General features: G+C 53.6%; 11 protein-coding genes. 7 read left to right on the top strand and 4 right to left on the bottom strand.

Annotation, left to right across the window (positions count from 1 at the left end):
• Window positions 1-49 precede the first annotated feature (49 nt).
• Complete coding sequence (locus MFFC18_RS03405) at window positions 50-901, bottom strand: M8 family metallopeptidase (RefSeq protein ID WP_148618613.1); 852 nt, start codon at window positions 899-901, stop codon at window positions 50-52.
• A gap of 203 nt (window positions 902-1,104) precedes the next feature.
• Window positions 1,105-4,614, bottom strand: coding sequence for a proline dehydrogenase family protein (locus tag MFFC18_RS03410; protein WP_075085206.1), 3,510 nt, complete (start codon window positions 4,612-4,614; stop codon window positions 1,105-1,107).
• 379 nt (window positions 4,615-4,993) lie between these two features.
• Here MFFC18_RS03410 and MFFC18_RS03415 point away from each other — a divergent pair, with 379 nt between their 5' ends.
• From MFFC18_RS03415 to MFFC18_RS03430, 4 genes are all read left to right on the top strand, one after another.
• Window positions 4,994-7,141, top strand: a complete 2,148-nt coding sequence (locus MFFC18_RS03415) for a spermine/spermidine synthase domain-containing protein (protein ID WP_157665188.1) — start codon at window positions 4,994-4,996, stop codon at window positions 7,139-7,141.
• A 410-nt stretch (window positions 7,142-7,551) separates the two neighbouring features.
• Window positions 7,552-7,983, top strand: coding sequence for an Hsp20/alpha crystallin family protein (locus MFFC18_RS03420; protein ID WP_075085204.1), 432 nt, complete (start codon window positions 7,552-7,554; stop codon window positions 7,981-7,983).
• 215 nt (window positions 7,984-8,198) lie between these two features.
• A complete protein-coding gene (locus tag MFFC18_RS03425) occupies window positions 8,199-8,618 on the top strand; it encodes a DUF4430 domain-containing protein (protein ID WP_075085203.1) in 420 nt (139 codons plus the stop codon).
• A gap of 77 nt (window positions 8,619-8,695) precedes the next feature.
• Complete coding sequence (locus tag MFFC18_RS03430; protein WP_075085202.1) at window positions 8,696-9,283, top strand: DUF6580 family putative transport protein; 588 nt, start codon at window positions 8,696-8,698, stop codon at window positions 9,281-9,283.
• 82 nt (window positions 9,284-9,365) lie between these two features.
• On the opposite strand, the gene MFFC18_RS03435 is transcribed toward MFFC18_RS03430, so the two are convergent.
• Window positions 9,366-13,262 (bottom strand): MFS transporter, encoded by a 3,897-nt coding sequence (locus tag MFFC18_RS03435; RefSeq protein WP_084417217.1) that lies wholly within the window; start codon window positions 13,260-13,262, stop codon window positions 9,366-9,368.
• 339 nt (window positions 13,263-13,601) lie between these two features.
• Between MFFC18_RS03435 and MFFC18_RS03440 the strand changes: the two genes are divergently transcribed.
• The 3 genes from MFFC18_RS03440 to MFFC18_RS03450 all read left to right on the top strand — a co-directional run bounded on the left by MFFC18_RS03440 (window position 13,602) and on the right by MFFC18_RS03450 (window position 14,976).
• Entirely contained in the window at window positions 13,602-13,937 is a 336-nt protein-coding gene (locus tag MFFC18_RS03440) for a hypothetical protein (protein ID WP_075085201.1), read from the top strand.
• A gap of 226 nt (window positions 13,938-14,163) precedes the next feature.
• Complete coding sequence (locus MFFC18_RS03445; RefSeq protein ID WP_075085200.1) at window positions 14,164-14,526, top strand: STAS domain-containing protein; 363 nt, start codon at window positions 14,164-14,166, stop codon at window positions 14,524-14,526.
• 36 nt (window positions 14,527-14,562) lie between these two features.
• Window positions 14,563-14,976, top strand: a complete 414-nt coding sequence (locus MFFC18_RS03450; RefSeq protein WP_075085334.1) for an ATP-binding protein — start codon at window positions 14,563-14,565, stop codon at window positions 14,974-14,976.
• 81 nt (window positions 14,977-15,057) lie between these two features.
• Here MFFC18_RS03450 and MFFC18_RS03455 read toward each other — a convergent pair whose 3' ends face one another.
• Window positions 15,058-17,325, bottom strand: a complete 2,268-nt coding sequence (locus MFFC18_RS03455) for an amino acid permease (protein WP_075085199.1) — start codon at window positions 17,323-17,325, stop codon at window positions 15,058-15,060.
• Window positions 17,326-17,337: the final 12 nt, after the last annotated feature.

Genomic DNA, 17,337 nt, shown 5'->3' on the forward strand with positions numbered 1-17,337 from the left:
CGCCTTGCCGCTCACGTTTACCAAACAGTGCCTGGATTAATCAGTCGAGTTAGGCTCGACGGCGGCGACCAAGTCCTACGATGCCGAAGAGAATGATCGCGACAGCAGAGCTTGGTTCAGGCACTCCCTGGATCGCTGCGTAGTTGATCGAATACCCGAGATCTTCAAGCGTACCGCCGGTCGTGTTCGAGATGTAAGGATCGGTTGTGTCGAGGAATCCAGTCATCAACGCACCAGAACGAGTGCGGCCAAAATTTATATTGTTTGGATCGATAACGGTAATGCTTCCTTCGTCCCAGTGACCATTTGCCGTACCTGCTCCTCCATTCAGTTCAACAGGAACGAAAGTCGCGCCGGCGTCGAATTCGACCTGGTATTGAGCGATTGCGTTTGCACCTGTGTATTGACCAGAACCGTTGTTGTAAAGATTGTTTGTCGTCCACAAGGTTCCGATACCAAGTACGTGGCCCATCTCGTGCAGAATCACGTCTTCCAGAGTTCCATCGCTGGAAAGGTCGGCCAAATCAGCGCTGTCAAACGTCATCGCTCCATGGGTCGTCAGCCATTGGTTACCGTCATTGACAATTTCAGACGGACCGGCGCTTCCAAGAATTCCCCCGACTCCATCAATGGCACCAACGTTGGCTTCGATGAACATTGAACTAAGATTGTCGCCCAGATTGTAAAACGAGTTGCCACCATTGGTGCTGGTGATGTTTGTTCCATCAGTCCAGCCGGTGATGATGCTTTCCCATCGGGCTTCTGCCGCTTCGAAAGCTGATTGGAACGGCAACGCGCCGGCACTGTAATTCAACTCGATGTTGAAAGGAGTTACCTGAGCACTGGCGGGAGTCGCAATTGTCGTAAGACAAAGTGCAACCAAACAAAGAAGAGATCTCATTACTTCACTACCCCAACAAATGAAAAAATCGAGCGTATCGGTCTGGCCAGCATAATTGGACGATTTGGCTGGCTCAATGACCCGATATTGCAATCTAGTCGAATATTTGGTGGGCACGTAGATATTGAATTGGAATACAGCCGGAAATCAAAACGATTGGCAATCTGCCCCAATTGTTCCGAAAACTCGGTCTGGGGAAAGCTTCAGACGATGTTTCCGTACCGGTGAGTCGTCTCGGTGACCGATTGCTCTCTGAGCAACTTCAGCAATTCAATCCGTCCATTCGATAAAACGCGGGACGAAAGTGGGATGTTCCGCTCGACGAGGGCCGCGCGGACCTGATCCTTCGGCGGTTCCCCCAACCAAGTGACGGATCCGAATTGCAATTTAGTCAGTCCTGAGCCAAATTCATCGCTCGACTCTCGCGTCCAGGAATCGGTAAACGAGTCTGGCAGCGGAGCGAGTTCACAGGATTCGTCGACGCTCACCATCAGCTTCACTTTCGAGGTCTGGCAAGCAACGCCCAGTTTCAAAATCGCATCGGAAGTTGATTCATCCACTGACTCAACTCGCACCAAATGCCATGGCCGATTGCGATATCGAAACTCGTTGGTTTCGCCATGGATCTGTGAAGGATCGTGCGACTTTGCAAACTCCCGATTCCACCAGTACTGCATGCTCTCCGCCGCAGCGAGAATTCTCTCCTGTTGCTGATCGTCGTCGCTGCATGCGCGTTTGATAAAGTCCGTGATCGATTGCGAAGTACGTTCCCGCAGCTGAGGGCTTTCGGTTTCAGTCCATTCGCAGAACAGGCTCACGTAGTTCGGGCCGCCGGCTTTGGAGCCCGGGCCAATGCAAGAATTCTTCCATCCACCGAAAGGCTGACGTTGCACGATCGCGCCCGTTGTCGGACGGTTGATGTACGCGTTGCCGACTTCAACTTTTTCACGCCACAGGTCAATCTCTTTCGGATCGAGCGAGTGAATGCCGCCGGTCAAACCGAACTCGCTGGAGTTCTGAATCTCGATTGCTTCTTCAACCGTCGTGACACGAATCAATCCCAGCACGGGTCCAAAACATTCCGTCCGGTGATACCAGCTACCGGGTTGGACGCCGATGCGAATTCCCGGACTCCACAGGCATGGATTGCCATCGACGATTTTTGGTTCCAGCAACCACTCTTCGCCCGCATCCAGTTCCGTCAGTCCTTTTGCCAGTTCCGGCCCCGGTTCACGAATGACTGGAGTCACGATCGACGCAGCGTTCCATGGAACTCCGACTTTCAAACTCGATGCCGCGTCGACAAGCTGCTGTCGAAACTTTGGGCTGTCGTAGACTTCGTCGTCGACCAACGCCAGGCTGCTGGCCGAGCATTTTTGTCCCGCGTGGCCGAACGCTCCTTTGACGAGATCCTTGATGGCCAGGTCCAGGTCTGCAGAAGAAGAAATGACCAAACAGTTCTTGCCGCTGGTTTCAGCCAGCAGATTCAAGTCCGGTCGCCAGCTCTGGAAAAGCTTGGCTGTCTGGATGCTCCCGGTGAGCACGACCGCCGCAACGCGAGGATCGGACAGCAATTTCTTTCCAACAGGCCCGTCCTCCATCGGAATGAACTGCAGCACATCTTTGGGCACTCCGGCACGCCAGAGTTGATTCACCATCGTCCAGGCCGTCAGCACTGACTCGCCCGCCGGTTTCAGAATCACTGAGTTCCCAGCCATCAAGGCTGCCAAAACTCCGCCGCAAGGAATCGCGAACGGGAAATTCCACGGAGGCGTGACGACGACGACTCCGATTGCTTTCGCCTGAGTACCATCAAACCAGCCTTCGGCTTCCAGGCTGCCAGCGTAGTAGTTCGCGAAATCGATGGCTTCGCTGACTTCCACATCCGACTCCTGAATCGCTTTCCCGGCTTCGAACAGCATGCTGCCAATTGATTCAGCGCGTCCCTTGGCGACTTCAACAGCGACTTGCCGCAGAATATGACTGCGATGAGCGAGCCCCTGGGCTTCCCAGTTTTTTTGTGCTTCCACTGCGACGTTCAGTGCATTTTCCACGTGAGCGGCCGTCGCTTCGGCGTACCGATAGACGATCGCATCTGGTTTGGACGGGTCGTGACCTTCGCCCGTCAGTGGTTCGAGGATTTGCTGTTGGCCAACGCAAATGGGAATTGGCTCAATCGATTTGTCTTTCCACTGCCGAACGATCTCGCTGGCCCATTCTCGGTTCGCCGGAAGTGAAAAATCTGTATCGTCCGCGTTGTGAAACTCCGAACCGGGTGACGCGACTTCGAACGTCTCACGACTTCGGTCCTGAGTTCGATTGGGTTGCGATGAAAGTTGATCGCTTTGCGAAAGTTGAACGGCCTCTCGAAACGCCGCAGCCTGGCGGTTCCACTCCTGCGATCCTTTTTCCAACGCGAACAATGCGCCCAGAAAACTGCCCGGAGCCGTGTTCTCATCCAGTCGCCTGACAAGGTACGCCACCGCGGCTTCAAATTCCGAATCCAGCACGACAGGAGCGTAAAGCAGCATATCGCCCGACCGCTGGAGCACTTCTGTGGCCTGGGCGTTGGCCATTCCTTCGAGCATTTCGAACTCGACGAAAGATTGCACTTCACGCCGCTCACGCAACAGCAAGCCAAACGCGATGTCGAACAGGTTGTGGCTACCGATTCCGATTTGAACAACCTTGGCGTTTTCCGGCCGAGTCGCAAACTCAAGCATCCGTTTGAAGTTCGCATCGGATTCGAGTTTGCTTCGGTAAGGAGCCTGTGGCCAGTCGTGCATCGAAGCATCGACCTGTTCCATCGCCAGGTTGGCTCCTTTGACGATTCGAACCTTGATCCGTCCGCCGGACCGCGAGTGACGTTCCCTCGCCCACTGCGTCAGCGACTGTAGGACTTCGAACGAGTCCGGCAAATAGGCCTGAAGTACGATTCCAGCCATCATCGATTCGAACTCGGGCTCGTCCAAAACCGACTTGAAAATGTCGACCGTCAAATGCAGGTCTCGATACTCTTCCATGTCGAGATTGACGAACTTTGGTTGATCCTCATTCACGCCACCGATTGCGGCCCGGTACAGTTCACGCAGCCGCGGTTTGATCATCTCCTTTGTTTGCTCGTACCCGGTCAGCGAGATTTGGCTGCAGATCGAAGACAGCTTCACCGAAATATAATTGACGCCCGGTTCGGTCATTCGCGAGATGTTGTCCCGCAGTCGACGGTCGGCCTCATGGTCGCCGAGGACCGCTTCGCCCAACTGGTTGAAGTTGACTCGCATCCCGGACGATTTTCGCTGAGCCAGATATTTTGCGAACTTGTCTTTCGCCGCCGAAATAATCACGTGAGCACTGTCTTTGCGAATCTTGGATGTCACCTTTGGCATGATGAAGCCCGGCATCCATCCAGCGACACGGTTGCCCAATCGAACCGCCAGCCGATCCACGAAAGAGAAATACTTTGGGACTCCGTACTCTTCGATCAACGTTCCCATCCGTTTCGCGGCGCGCTCGGTGCCGATCATTCGCAACACCTGATCCGCCATCGCCATCGTGAACTTTTTGCCGTCGGCGTCGTTCATCATTCGAGCCATCATCGCGGAACGTTGACGTTCAGCTGATGATTCGTGTTTGCGTGACTGCTCAAGAATTTCAGCAGCAAGTTTGATCGCATCTTCGCTGACGGCGAGTAAATCCAGTTCTGTTTTTTGCATCGCGTTCAGGATTCCTGGTTGTCCGAGACGAGGTCCATGTGTTTTCAGTTTGCAGCCCGGACGACGGAGTTGCCCTGTCCCGCATTGCCAACACGAAAATTGCCAACTCGAATTCTAATCCGCGATCTGGAACGCGAATACGGCCCGAATATGGCTTAGTTGTGCATTTATCGTTGCAATCCCGACATCAGTTTCATTCAAACTTTCTCCCGCAGATGTTTCATTTTTTCAACATCGGGCATGGAGGGTTCGGGTTCGCCCACAAACGGTCACTTATGTTTCCCTGCGTTTTTCTAACGACGAGACGAACACTCAGGGCGACCTCATGCAAGGCTTCAGCAAATTTTTTCGGCGAACAAACCTGAACCGGTCATTGTTCGTGGTTAGCGTACTCGGGCTCTTCGTTGAGCTGCTTTTGATCCGTTGGATTTCAACCGAGATTCGCATCTTTGCCTATCTGCAGAACACGGTCCTGATCGTCTGCTTTCTCGGCCTTGGAGTGGGGTGCTTCACCAGCAACAAGCCCGCCAAAATCGGAAACGCGATTCGAGCCTTGCTCATTTTGACGTGCCTGTTGGCCATTCCGTTTACGCGAACCATGCTCTCGAACATCACCGAGCAACTGGGCGTCCTCTCGGATTTGGTGATCTGGTACGAAAGTGGATTTATGTCCACGTTTGAAAAAACAGTCAGCGTTTGCTCCGGCCTGGTCCTTACGATGGGCCTGATGATTCTTCTTTGGGAGATCTTCGTTCCGGTCGGACGCATGCTTGGAAAACTGATGAATCGGCACCCGAACACGATCGCCGCCTACTCGATCAACATCGCGGGCTCAATGGCCGGCATTGGTCTGTTTGTCCTGTTGAGCGCGTTTTACCTTTCGCCCGTCGTGTGGTTCATCGTTGCTGCGGTCCTGTTTGTGATCCTGTTGGGATTCCGCCCCAAGCACTACACAAATCTCGGACTGGTTGGCGCTGTTGTTGTCGCTGCGATGGTCGCAAACTACGATTCCCAGTCGATCGAAACCGTCTGGTCGCCATACCAAAAACTTACTCTTTCGACAGAACAACATCCAACGCTCGAAGGCAAATACCTGATCAACGTCAACAACTGTGGCTATCAGGGGATCATCGACCTCAGTGATGATGCCGTCGCCGCGAGCACCAGAATTGAAGCGGAACGCAAGGGATACAGTCAGTACGATCTTCCGCTAATGTTCCAGCCCGATCCGGGAAATGTTCTGATCGTTGGAGCAGGTTCAGGTAACGACGTTTCGGGTGCTCTGAGAAACGGAGCACGCAGTGTGACGGCCGTCGAGATTGATCCGGCCATTATCGAAATGGGTCGCAAATATCATCCAGAACAGCCCTACCAGTCGGACAAGGTCACAGTCGTCAACGATGACGCTCGCAGTTTTTTCGCTTCGACAGACAAGAAGTTTGACCTGATCATCTTCGGGCTGCTCGACTCGCACACAACGAATTCAATGAACAACGCGAGACTCGATCACTACGTTTACACTCGACAAAGCATCGAGCGAGCCAAGTCATTGCTGACTGACAACGGCGTAATCTGCTTGAGCTTTGAGGCTCGAAAGACTTTCATCTCGGATCGAATCGCACGCTGTATCCATGAAGTGTTCGGTTGGGAGCCGATTGTGTTCCGCGTTCCTCAGGACGCCAGCGGTTGGGGCGGAGTCATGTTCCTGACCGGCAACAAAGGCGTCATTGAGCAATCGTTCGCCCAGAACGCAAAATTGGAAGGCCTCGTCGAGCAGTGGCAGAGCGAATGCCCGATCGAACTCACCGGACAAACACCAGTTGCAACGGATGATTGGCCGTACCTGTACCTGGAATCTGCCCGCGTTCCCGTGCTCTACCTCTTCCTGCCTGCCGCGATGTTGTGCTTGCTGGGCTATGGAAAGTGGCGAATTCGAACGCCAATCATCGTCGGAAAGTGGAACGCGTCGCACTGGCATTTCTTCTTCCTTGGTGCCGCTTTCCTGCTGCTGGAAGTTCAAAACATCAGCAAAGCCGCGGTTGTGCTGGGCAACACATGGTTGGTCAACGCAGTTATCATCGGCGGCATTCTGACGATGATCCTGATTGCCAACTTGATCGAAATCAAATGGCCTCAGAAACTGCCGACCAGCTACGCATGGACACTGCTGATTGGAACCTGTCTGGCACTTTTCTTTATTGATATTTCAAGCTTTGCGTTCCTGCCGTATCTGGCTAAATCTGTGATCGTTGGAACGCTGACGACACTGCCAATGTTGTTTAGCGGCATCATCTTTATTCGATCGTTCACCGAGGTGAAGCGAAAGAACGAAGCCCTCGGAGCCAACCTGATTGGTTCGATCGTCGGCGGAGTGCTGCAGTCGATCACGTTTGTGATCGGGATCAAGGCTTTGCTGTTGGTCGTTGCTATGCTGTACCTCGCGGCACGGTTCTCCAATATGCTTGGCGATGGCATCGCCCTGCCCTCTGGTCGACGCAGCTGGTTTTCCAAAGCTGTCGCGAACTAGAGCCCGCGCAAGAGTTTGTGGCTTTGACACGCGGGCATCTTGCGAATGAGTCATTGGACTTGCTGACTCGAACGCTTGCGGTTGTGTTAGATTCTGCATTGAAAAACAAGCCGCTGCACTGAACTGCACGGCCGTGTTGCGTCGACGCGACACATTTTGCCGATCCCGAAATTGTGCTGAATTAGTCGGATGACAAAATTGCGCCCGCTCATACCTGTGCGATGCCAGCGGAAAAACGCACGTGCCTTGCGATGTGAATTTCAGGCGGCAAAAACCGGTGTGAAAGTCGTTTGGTTCCGCTTTGGCACGCCAATTGCTTTTCCCGAGGGTGACTATTTTGAAATGATCTGACATGCCAAGGCTGCGGAAGTCTCCGCATCGGATGTCAGTAGCCTTACGGGAGACAGCAAATGAAATCGTCTACAAATAACAATCGTCTTGGTGATCTTCAGGTCGACTTCGAGAACCTTTTCGATCACTTTTTCGGCAATCAGCAAACGTCTCAAGGATGCAAACTCATTCCACCTGCCAACGTTACAGAATCGGATACGGGGTTCTCTCTGGTGATGGAATTGCCAGGTGTTTCGGCCGATGATGTGTCGATCGAAATGAAAGAAAATCTTCTGGTTGTGCATGGCAAGAAAGTCGTCGATAAACCTGGCGAGGGCCAGCGACTTGCCAAGTCCGAGCGTCGTGGTGGCGCGTTCGCGAGAAAGTTCGAGTTTGCATCGCAGATTGATGCCGACGGGATCTCTGCGGAGTTCAAGGACGGCCTGCTTTCGATCGAGTTGCCGAAGTCAGAGAAAGTTCTGCCTCGAAAAATCGAGATTCGTACCTCGTAGTACAGCATCCGTCGTAGTGCGGCGTCCGCTTGAATCCGATGTCACTGGGCTCCCATCGTGAGCCAGAGTCGTTTAACAATTTTCAGTAAGCGCAAGCGGTTGGGGATCTGATCCTCAGCCGCTTTGGCGTTGCGGAATTCTCTGGTTGGGATTTTGCCTGGGATCCGTCATACTGTGAGACCTGTTTCCTGTTCGAAAACAATGGTCCAAGCGATATGACCTTCTCAAAGCTGGCAGTATTCTTAACTCTCGTAGCACTGACGATTTGCGCCGGGTGCGACTCGACCCAATCGTCCGCCAAACTGGATCGCGACGTTGGAACGGTTGCTCTGGAAATCGATTTTGGTGGCGAGAAACGTTCCAAGTCAATCGACGTCGTTTGCTCACCTGATTCGACCGTGCTTTCGACGTTGCAGAGAGCGGAGAACACTGGCGAGCTGAAAATCGAATTCAGCGGTTCCGGTGAAACAGCTTTTGTTAACTCAATCGATGGCGTCAAGAACGACGGCGACGGTAGTAATTGGACTTATCGAGTCAACGACGATTTGGGAGACAAGAGCGCCGGCGTGTTTCCGGTGGGACCGGGTGACAGAATTTCATGGACTTTCGGGGCCAAACCCGAAGAACTGGACTGACAGTTTTCGATTTTTGTCTACGAACGCCGCGAATTCTGGTTTATCATTCGCGAAATCAATTTAACTGAGACATCGCTATGAAACGCCCTGAAAATATTCTCCGAGACTCGCTCATCCTTCTGCTGCTGGTCGCAGTTGGAATTGGTAGCCGTTTTGTTCTGGCTGATCTGCCTAATTTTAAACCAGTCGCAGCAATCGTTCTGTTCGCTGCGTTTGCGTTTCGCAGTTACCTTGTTGCAGGCTTGGCGTTGGTGTCAGTAATGCTGGTCAGCAACAGTGGACTTGATCATTGCCCGTGGCAAGTGACGCTTGGCGTTGTCGGCGGACTGGGAGTCGCAGCGCTACTTGGTGTGCGGTTGGGCGGCATGTTCAAAGACGGCCGCGCGGTTTCGGATCGACCGGTTAAAGCACTGACTCAATTTCTGGGATCTGTGTTTGCCATGTCGCTGGCGTTCTTTTTGATCTCCAATTTTTCCGTTTGGTCGATGGGACAATGGTACCCGGTTTCTTTGAGCGGATTGGCTCAATGTTTCACGGCGGCGATCCCGTTCTTCAAGTACACGCTTGGAGGCGACATGATGTTTGCAACAGGCGTGTTTGCTGTTTGGTACGCAGTTGAGTGTCGAACCGTTGCTCTGCCGACAATTGGTAGCCAGTCCGTTTAGTCGCTGGCTTTCGCGGTGGAAACGTGCTGAATTCCGAGTGCCGAAAAGCTGGGCGCCAAGTGCCAGTCGCCGCGCGAATCGCCTACGAGATATCGTAGATCGCCGCGGCCGTTTCCTTGATGCCTTTCAAGTCCAGCTTTCCGGTTCCGAGCAGCGGTAGCGAATCCACTTTGTGGAAACTGTCCGTCGACGGAACGAAGATGTTGGGCAAGCCAGCATCAGTCAACGCCTGTCGCATCTCATCAGGCGACGTGTGCGTCGTTGTGTACAACACCACCAACCGTTCGCCTTTTTTCTCATCCGGAACAGCCGTCACGGCGACGTGCAGTTCGTCATCGGAATCGTCATCCGGGGTTCGATCAAGCAACTTCGAAAGAACCTCTTCGATTTTCAGATGCGGAATCATCTCGCCACCGATCTTTGAAAATCGGCTAAGCCGCCCCGTGATTGTGATGAAACCATCCTCATCGATCATCGCCATGTCGCCGGTCTTGAACCAGCTATCGACGATGACTTCGCGAGTCGCTTCCTCCTTGTTCAGGTAGCCCAGCATCACGTTCGGGCCCTTGATCCACAGCATTCCCGACTGGTTCGCCGGAAGTTCTTCGTTGGTATCGAGGTCGCAGACTTTCGCCGTCACATTGGCGATCGGACGCCCTACGGTTCCCTCTTTGGCTTCGACCTGAATGTCTCCCCGCCGTCGTGACTCCGGAATATTCGCCGAAACTCCTGGCGAAAGCTCCGTGATTCCGTAGCCCTGAACCGGGCGAACGCCAAACTTTTCTTCGTACTGATCCGCAAGCTCAGGCGGCAGTCGCTCCGCACCGGTGACGACAGCATCGAGAGTCGCGAACTGTTCCGGCTTGCAACGTCGCATGTATGTTCGCAGGAACGTCGGCGTCGACATCAGGATCGTTCCCTTTTGCCGTTTCACCAGTTTGCCAACCTGTTTCGCATCCAGTGGATTCACGTGATAGGCGCCGCGGACATTGCACATCATCGCGCCCCACAGCGTGATCGTGTATCCGAACGAATGGAAGTACGGCAAGATTCCGACGATCGTGTCGGTGGGCTGGAACTGAGCCGCTTTTTCGAAACCACGGACGTTGGAATGGATATTCTGGTGCGACAACATCACGCCTTTGGGGACGCCCGTTGAGCCGGACGTGAACACAATGGTCATCAAGTCATCGGCTTTGATTGAGTTCAAACCAAGCAGGCTGCAGACCATGCCGGCGGGCAGCACATTGCCCATCAACGCTCCGATCGCTTTGTCCATGCCGGTGACTTTTTCCTTGAAGTCATCCAGATAAACCAGCTCGCAATCCAGCTCCAGGTGCGAGAACTTTTCCATCACCATACGTGTCGTCAACACGCGCTTGATCCCTGCTTCATGAATGCAGTGATTGATCAGTTCGTTCGACAGCGAGTAATTCAGGTTGATGGCAACGCGTTTGTCGAGAGCCAACGACAGGTTCGCGATCGCACCGGCAACGGTCGGCGGAATCAAAACCCCGACGTTCTGTTCGTCTTTCTCGAGAGTGAACTTTCGCAGCAACCGTCTCAGGATCAGGGCACGCGTTAGCAGCATGCCGCCTTTTTCATTTGAGCCAAGGCTATCAGCGATTTTGGATGTTTTGCGTTGAATCCTGCACGATTTGACAAACTCAACCACAGGAGAACGGAAGGGACCTACATAATTTGACACGGCTTCGGCACTCAATCTTTGCAAGGAAGTTTGGACGCTCAACATCGACTCCGGATGAGGCTCAACCGGTTTGCCAATGGTGATACTGATGGGGCGGCGAATACTGCGGGGCCATTTCCAGATAGCCTTACCATCGGCATAGCTAAAGATGCTTCCCCACACTTCATCAATATATACCGGAATAATAGGGACCTTACGATCCTGGAGGATTTTTAACAGCCCCGGTTTCAGCGTTCGAACCTGGCAACTTGGCGAGATTCCGCCTTCGGCAAAGATCCCCAACAGCTCTCCGTTGTCCACTGCCGCCCGCGAATCCTTGAACGCTTTGCGAATCGACTTTGGACCGCCACCGATCAGAATCACGCGACAAAACTCAGCCCATTTTTTCATGATCGAGTTGTTGAAGTTGCCGGCCCAGGCGATGACCCGAAATGGCTGAGGGATGAAAGTCAGAAAAATGACGCCGTCGAGCCAGTTCGAATGGTTGGCGACGAGAGCTCCGCCAGAATTCTGCGGAAGATTCTCCATGCCCGTAATTTTGACGCGATAGATGCACTTCAGCATGAACACCCAGATCAAACGCATCGCCTCACGTGACAGCCGCCAGAGCGCGAACAGGAACACGGGAATCGTGCCGATGCCCATCAGCAGAAAAATCTGACGCGACGACAGCAGCGGCAGTTTCGAGGCTCTGAGCAGAATGCTCTTCAGCTTTCGCTTGTCGTTCGGCTCCGACTCGTCAAACAGACCTGCATAGTCGCTCGCAATCACGGTTTCATCTGCGGAGATTCTTGCTTTCGCGTCGTGGTAAATTAATTCGTTGGTCGCATAAAGTCGCGCTGCCGGTTCGGACTCCGGGATTGGATTCAGATTGTTGATTCGCGTCACCGCGTCGCTGTCTTCGAGCGATGAAATTTCAGTCGCTTCGGCCGCGGCCAAAATCTGTTCGCGTTGTTCAGCCGTGACCGAGTCGGCGATTCGGGACGACTCCAATCCGGAGGTCTCGGTCTCGTGAGTTGCCGTTCGCATTGCATCGAGCCCAAACGAAAACAGTGCGATGCCAGCGAACATCAGGCAATTCGTGGCCGACAGGATTCGACCGCGCTGAGCCACCGGGCTTTTGTGCTGCAAATACGAATTCAATGGCACATCGAAAAATCCGGCGCTGATGCCCAGCCCGGCCAGCAGCATACAAGCCAACGCCTGGCCGCTGCCAAAAATGTTTCCAGTGATGAAGTTCTCGGGCGTAAACGCGAGCGCTACCATAAACGCAAACATTCCAAACGCCCCGATCGGCACCAGCCCCAGTTCGATTCGATTGCCCGAGGCAAGTCCGGCGACGACGCTGCCCACGCCCAGCCCAAGGACCAGCGAAACCAACAGAGGGAATTTTTCGCTTTCGGTGATACTGCCGCTTTCGTCTGCAAAAGCGTCGATGTTCAGCTGAGCCAGTCCTGCGATCGCGAGAAAGAAAACTGTTCCAAGCGCGACGCGAAACAGAGGTCCGCGTGTCGACAGATCAACAATGTCACGCCACGTTTCGAGCAAAAAGTTCTTCGGAAAGGCAGCTTTCGGATTCGCGGCGGCGCGGGCTCGGATCAGGAAACTGATCAACGTTCCGAGCACGGCAACGCCAACAAGAATCAGCGCCGTTAGCCAAATGTATTTTTCGCCGCGAACCCCGGCGACGTCCGCCAGTTTGTTGCCAGCGCCCATTCCGATGACGACCGCGGACAGAGTCGCGAGAGCAAAGATGCCATTTCCCTTGGAGATTTCTTCTTCGGAGAGCAGTTCCGGGATGGTGCCAATCTTTGACGGCGCGAACAGAGCACTTTGGGCGCCCATCAACGCGACCGTAAACATCAGCATGTAGATACTGCCGCATAGCAAGGAGATCACGCCCAGCGTCATCACGATGATTTCGGCGACTTTGCAGGCGATGATGACATTGCGTTTGCGAAATCGATCCGCCAGCCAACCGGCCGGCGATGCGAACAGGATGTAGGGCAAGACAAAGCAAACGGTGCCGAACATCAGGATTCGGCCGTGATATTGCGGCGCGACGAAAGTCTTGCCGACGCCAATGACGAACCAGCGAAAGATGTTGTCGTTGATCGCCGTCAGCCAGTTGGTCCATAGCAAACCCTGGAAACTGGGAGACAGAATGCCTCCCGGTTCCGGTTTGATTTCCGGATCCGACTTCAGGTCCAAAACTGGTTGGCTGGCCAAAATCGGGTCGTCAACACCGGACACGTTTGTATGGTCGCTCATTAAGGCGCAATCTTGTTGAATGGGCTCAGTTGTCGAGAGCCGGTTTTGGAACGGGTACGCGAATTTGAAACGGGCTGTAGACACGAAGATAACCGATTTTATCGATTTCTTCGCCACCAGTTTCCCTTCAGTTGTCAAAGCTTACCAGGTCCGCAGACCGTGCTGAATCGTCACTGTCAGGAACAAATCAAACTGGTACAGGTGAGGCTCAAGTTGCTGGCACCACTGATCGATAACCATTGCAGCAAACGTGATTGACGGAAACGATATGAGTCTCGCACTGGCATCTGCTACGGGCTCTCTGCTTCCAGCACCCCTGACCTACGGAAAACACAATCCATGAACCGAACCGTAGTGATGACGCTCGGCTTCCTCCTCGTGTTCTTCGGAATCCAGTTAAACGTCGTGGATAGTTTCGTCCTGACGCCTCGCATGACGAACTTTCTCTCTGACCAATTGGCCGACGCACCTGCAATTCCCAATAGCGTCGTCAGTCCCAGCCAACAGCCGGGCCCCTTTACTCAGGCAGGCTATTCAAACGGTGATCCCAACACGTACCGAACACCTGTGTCCCCTCGAGCGAATCGGGTGATTCACCCGCCGGGATGGATCGGATGGCCGATCATGTTTCTCGGAGCCGTGTTCTTTCTCAATGGTGTCGCGATTCGAAAGTAGCATCGTTTGACCCTGAATGCTCTCGCATTTTCCGGCAAACAGAACGCAGTCAAAACAAAAAACACTAGTTTGAAGCGTAAGCGGATGGAGTCTGGTCGACCTTTCGCTATGTTTCAGCTAGTGTTTTTTTTTGCGCCGGCGTCGCCAGAGCGGTTCGGCGTCTTTGACGTCAGTAGCCACCCGTTTATGATATTAGGACTGGCGAACGAAATTTGGCGGACAAAGTATGAGCGAAAATCTGGAGTGTTTGGAACTGGACAAGGTCGAGACGGTGGCCGTCGTCAAGTTCCGTGACAAGAAAGTAATGGATCCTTCCCGCATCGAACAGATGGGCAGAGAGTTGCTCGATCTGGCCGACGACGAGGAGAATGAGCGTCTGCTGATCAACTTTGATAACGTCAGTTTTTTCTCGAGTGCCGCGATCAACAAGCTGATCGTTTTGGAAAAACAGGTTCGAGCCAAAGGTGGCAAGTTGCGGCTGTGCAATCTTCGTCCTGAAGTTCGCGATCTTTTCAGCTATACCAGCCTGGATCAAATGTTTCAGATCGACCAAGAACAGGTCGAGTCAATTGAAGCCCTCACGAACTAGCCTACCTTCTTGCCACGAATGAGCTTGCCACCCACCATGAGTCAAGGTGCCCAGGAATTCGAACGCGTCTTGGAGAGTGATCCGAAACACTGCGCCGATTTGGTGCGCGAGTTGTTGGATCTGCTTGAAGTGGCGGGCTGGAGCAACGACGAAATGTTCTCGATTCGCATGGCGGTCGAAGAGGCTGTGATGAACGCGATCAAACACGGCAACGACGAAGACCGCGACAAGAACGTGCATGTACTGATCAGGCTGGAGAAAGATCGCTTCTACACGAAAATATCGGATCAGGGAAAAGGCTTCTGCCCGGACGAAGTGCCGGACCCAACCAAGGAAGCCAACCTTGAGAAAACCAGCGGCCGCGGCGTGATGCTGATGAAGACCTTTGTCGATGAATGTCGCTACAACAAATGTGGCAACTCTGTCGAACTGGTCAAGCACCGTAGCTAGGCGTTGTTTGACAAATTGATATTCATGTCATCAACGCGGCCAAGCATGAGCGGCGAGGCGCTCACATTTAACGAACAGTGCCTACGATTCCAGTTTTACATTGCCAATGCTGCTGACCATCAGAACTCTTGGCAGTCGTTCGATCAGACGTTCTATCTGTGCGAAGAACTTATCTTCCTTCCCGGCGTCCGGCAGTTCAAAACCCAGAATCGTGACGGCTGAATCTTTTGACTGTTTGCCGATCACGTGATGCGGGTGATCGGAAACGAAAACTTCGGCCTCGATTTCGATACGCGATTCATCCGCCAGGCCATGCAAGTGCTTCAACACGTCGGCTTTGGCTTCCTCGGACGAAACAACGCGCATCAGCCGAATCGGTTGGTTTCGCCAAACTGGATTTTGCTTCAACAGATGAGCAAACAGCAACATTAGCTCTCCATTCTTGCGACCACGCCACCAGACATCGATCGTTCCCGGAGGCGCCTGCTTCGGAGTTTCGGTGGGCTCAAGCCGAGCAATCACCACGTTCCGTCGTAGCTTTTGAACCGTACGCAATGTTGAAACCAGCGGCGTGGCTTTCTCGACGTCGCCGGGCCAGCCAATCAGCAGCGTGTTAGGCCGCAGTGCACCAAGGCCACTGCATTGAACCAGGTACTCGATACCTTCGGAAAGTTTTGGGGCTGCGACGATGTTCGGAAACGCATCCAACTCCTCATCGACAATAAATTTTTCCAGCAACTGTTCCTGGTTGGCAATGCGGTCAATGTGTTCTTCTGCGTTGCCGCTAATCACCTGGCCAATATTCAGAATTCCATTCCCTCGAGTCAGCCAATGGCCGAACATCGACAGGTTCAATCGGTTGCTGCCTCCACCGCTCATCGCCAACACAATCGGTCGCCAGTTCTTGGGGTGGTACATGGTTCGTTCAAGCTTCAGAAGGTTCCGACGGGTTCGCTCGAACAGCAAGCCGCTACCGAGGTCACCAAATTGGCTTTCGACCTGTTTGCGATAGATGAAAAAGTAGATCCCGACCATCATCACAGCGGATGCCAAAGCCCACAGCGGGTTCATCAACAGCATGACCGTAATACAGCCGATTGCTCCCAGCAGCGAAGTCACCCAATGGCTGTAGCGGAACGTAGGACGGTAGCTGGGGTTCTTCGTGATGCCTTCGTAGAACGTTGCGATGTTGATCGTCCCGTAGGTGATCATGAAAGCCATCGTAATCAGCGGCGCAATCGTGTTCAGGTCCGCCAACACGATGCACAGGCTGGAGATAATGAACGTGACAATCACCGCGCGGCGCGGTTCGTTGGTGGCTCCGCTGCCGACACCGAACAGGTTCAGCCGCGGGAAGATTTTGTCTTTCGCGAGAGCCTGCAGGATTCGCGGCGCTCCCATCATGCTGCCTAGAGCGCTCGAAAGCGTCGCGGCGAAGACTCCGGCCGTGATCAGAACCGGCCATTTGGAAATTTCTCCGATCACTGAGAAATTGCTGACGAGCGTTTCTGCCGGACGGCAACCGGCGATAAAGAACGCCATCGCGGCGTATACGATCGCCGTTGTGACAATCGACCACAGCGTGCCGACGGGAATGCTGCGGCTCGGATTTTTGAGGTCTCCCGACATGTTTGCGCCGGCCATGATGCCGGTCACGGCCGGGAAGAACAGTGCAAACATCGTGAACAGGTTTTCTTTCTTCCCGCCACCATCGGCATTGAGCGTATTGAGAAAGTGCGGACCGACGTTTTCGGAGAGCTGAGTCCACTGGAATTGGTCGAAGCCGCCAAGAAAAAATGAGATCAGCGATGCGACGAGTGTAGCGAGAATGAAGTACTGAACTTTGATCGTCCAGCCGGCTCCGATGAAGACACAGATAAACACAACGACATTGGTTAGCAACGCAACGAGTTTCACCGAGCTGCCATTGAGCTCGTTGACGACTTCCGCGAATCCAATCACGTACATCGCCACCGAAATGGCCTGAGCCAAAAAGAAGACAATGCCGATCGCGCCGCCGAACTCGGCCCCGAGGGATCGGCTGATCAGAAAGTAGGCGCCGCCGCCTTTGACTTTCGTATTGGTGGCGACCGCGGAGAGGGAAAACGTGGTGAGAGTCGTGATGATTTTGGCACATAGCAAAATCACCAGCGCCCACATCAGTCCCGAGTTTCCGACGACGTAGCCGAAACGCCGGAACATGATCACGCCCAAAATTGTCAGTGTGCATGGCGTGAAGACGCCGCCGAAAGTGCCAAATCCCTGGAACTCGGGTTTTTCGTTTCGCTGACGGTTCGATGGAGCCGAATTCGAAACTGCGAGATCAGCCGGGTTTGCTGATGAACTCATGAATGGATGCGG

This window comes from Mariniblastus fucicola, assembly GCF_008087665.1.
GTDB classification, from domain to species: domain Bacteria; phylum Planctomycetota; class Planctomycetia; order Pirellulales; family Pirellulaceae; genus Mariniblastus; species Mariniblastus fucicola.

What these genes read in the sequence shown, in the direction of transcription:
- MFFC18_RS03420 (WP_075085204.1), top strand. Translation starts at nt 7,552, where the DNA reads ATGAAATCGTCTACAAATAACAATCGTCTTGGTGATCTTCAGGTCGAC.
- MFFC18_RS03430 (WP_075085202.1), top strand. Translation starts at nt 8,696, where the DNA reads ATGAAACGCCCTGAAAATATTCTCCGAGACTCGCTCATCCTTCTGCTG.
- MFFC18_RS03450 (WP_075085334.1), top strand. Translation starts at nt 14,563, where the DNA reads ATGAGTCAAGGTGCCCAGGAATTCGAACGCGTCTTGGAGAGTGATCCG.
- MFFC18_RS03440 (WP_075085201.1), top strand. Translation starts at nt 13,602, where the DNA reads ATGAACCGAACCGTAGTGATGACGCTCGGCTTCCTCCTCGTGTTCTTC.
- MFFC18_RS03425 (WP_075085203.1), top strand. Translation starts at nt 8,199, where the DNA reads ATGACCTTCTCAAAGCTGGCAGTATTCTTAACTCTCGTAGCACTGACG.
- MFFC18_RS03445 (WP_075085200.1), top strand. Translation starts at nt 14,164, where the DNA reads ATGAGCGAAAATCTGGAGTGTTTGGAACTGGACAAGGTCGAGACGGTG.
- MFFC18_RS03410 (WP_075085206.1), bottom strand. Translation starts at nt 4,614, where the DNA reads ATGCAAAAAACAGAACTGGATTTACTCGCCGTCAGCGAAGATGCGATC.
- MFFC18_RS03405 (WP_148618613.1), bottom strand. Translation starts at nt 901, where the DNA reads ATGAGATCTCTTCTTTGTTTGGTTGCACTTTGTCTTACGACAATTGCG.
- MFFC18_RS03435 (WP_084417217.1), bottom strand. Translation starts at nt 13,262, where the DNA reads ATGAGCGACCATACAAACGTGTCCGGTGTTGACGACCCGATTTTGGCC.
- MFFC18_RS03455 (WP_075085199.1), bottom strand. Translation starts at nt 17,325, where the DNA reads ATGAGTTCATCAGCAAACCCGGCTGATCTCGCAGTTTCGAATTCGGCT.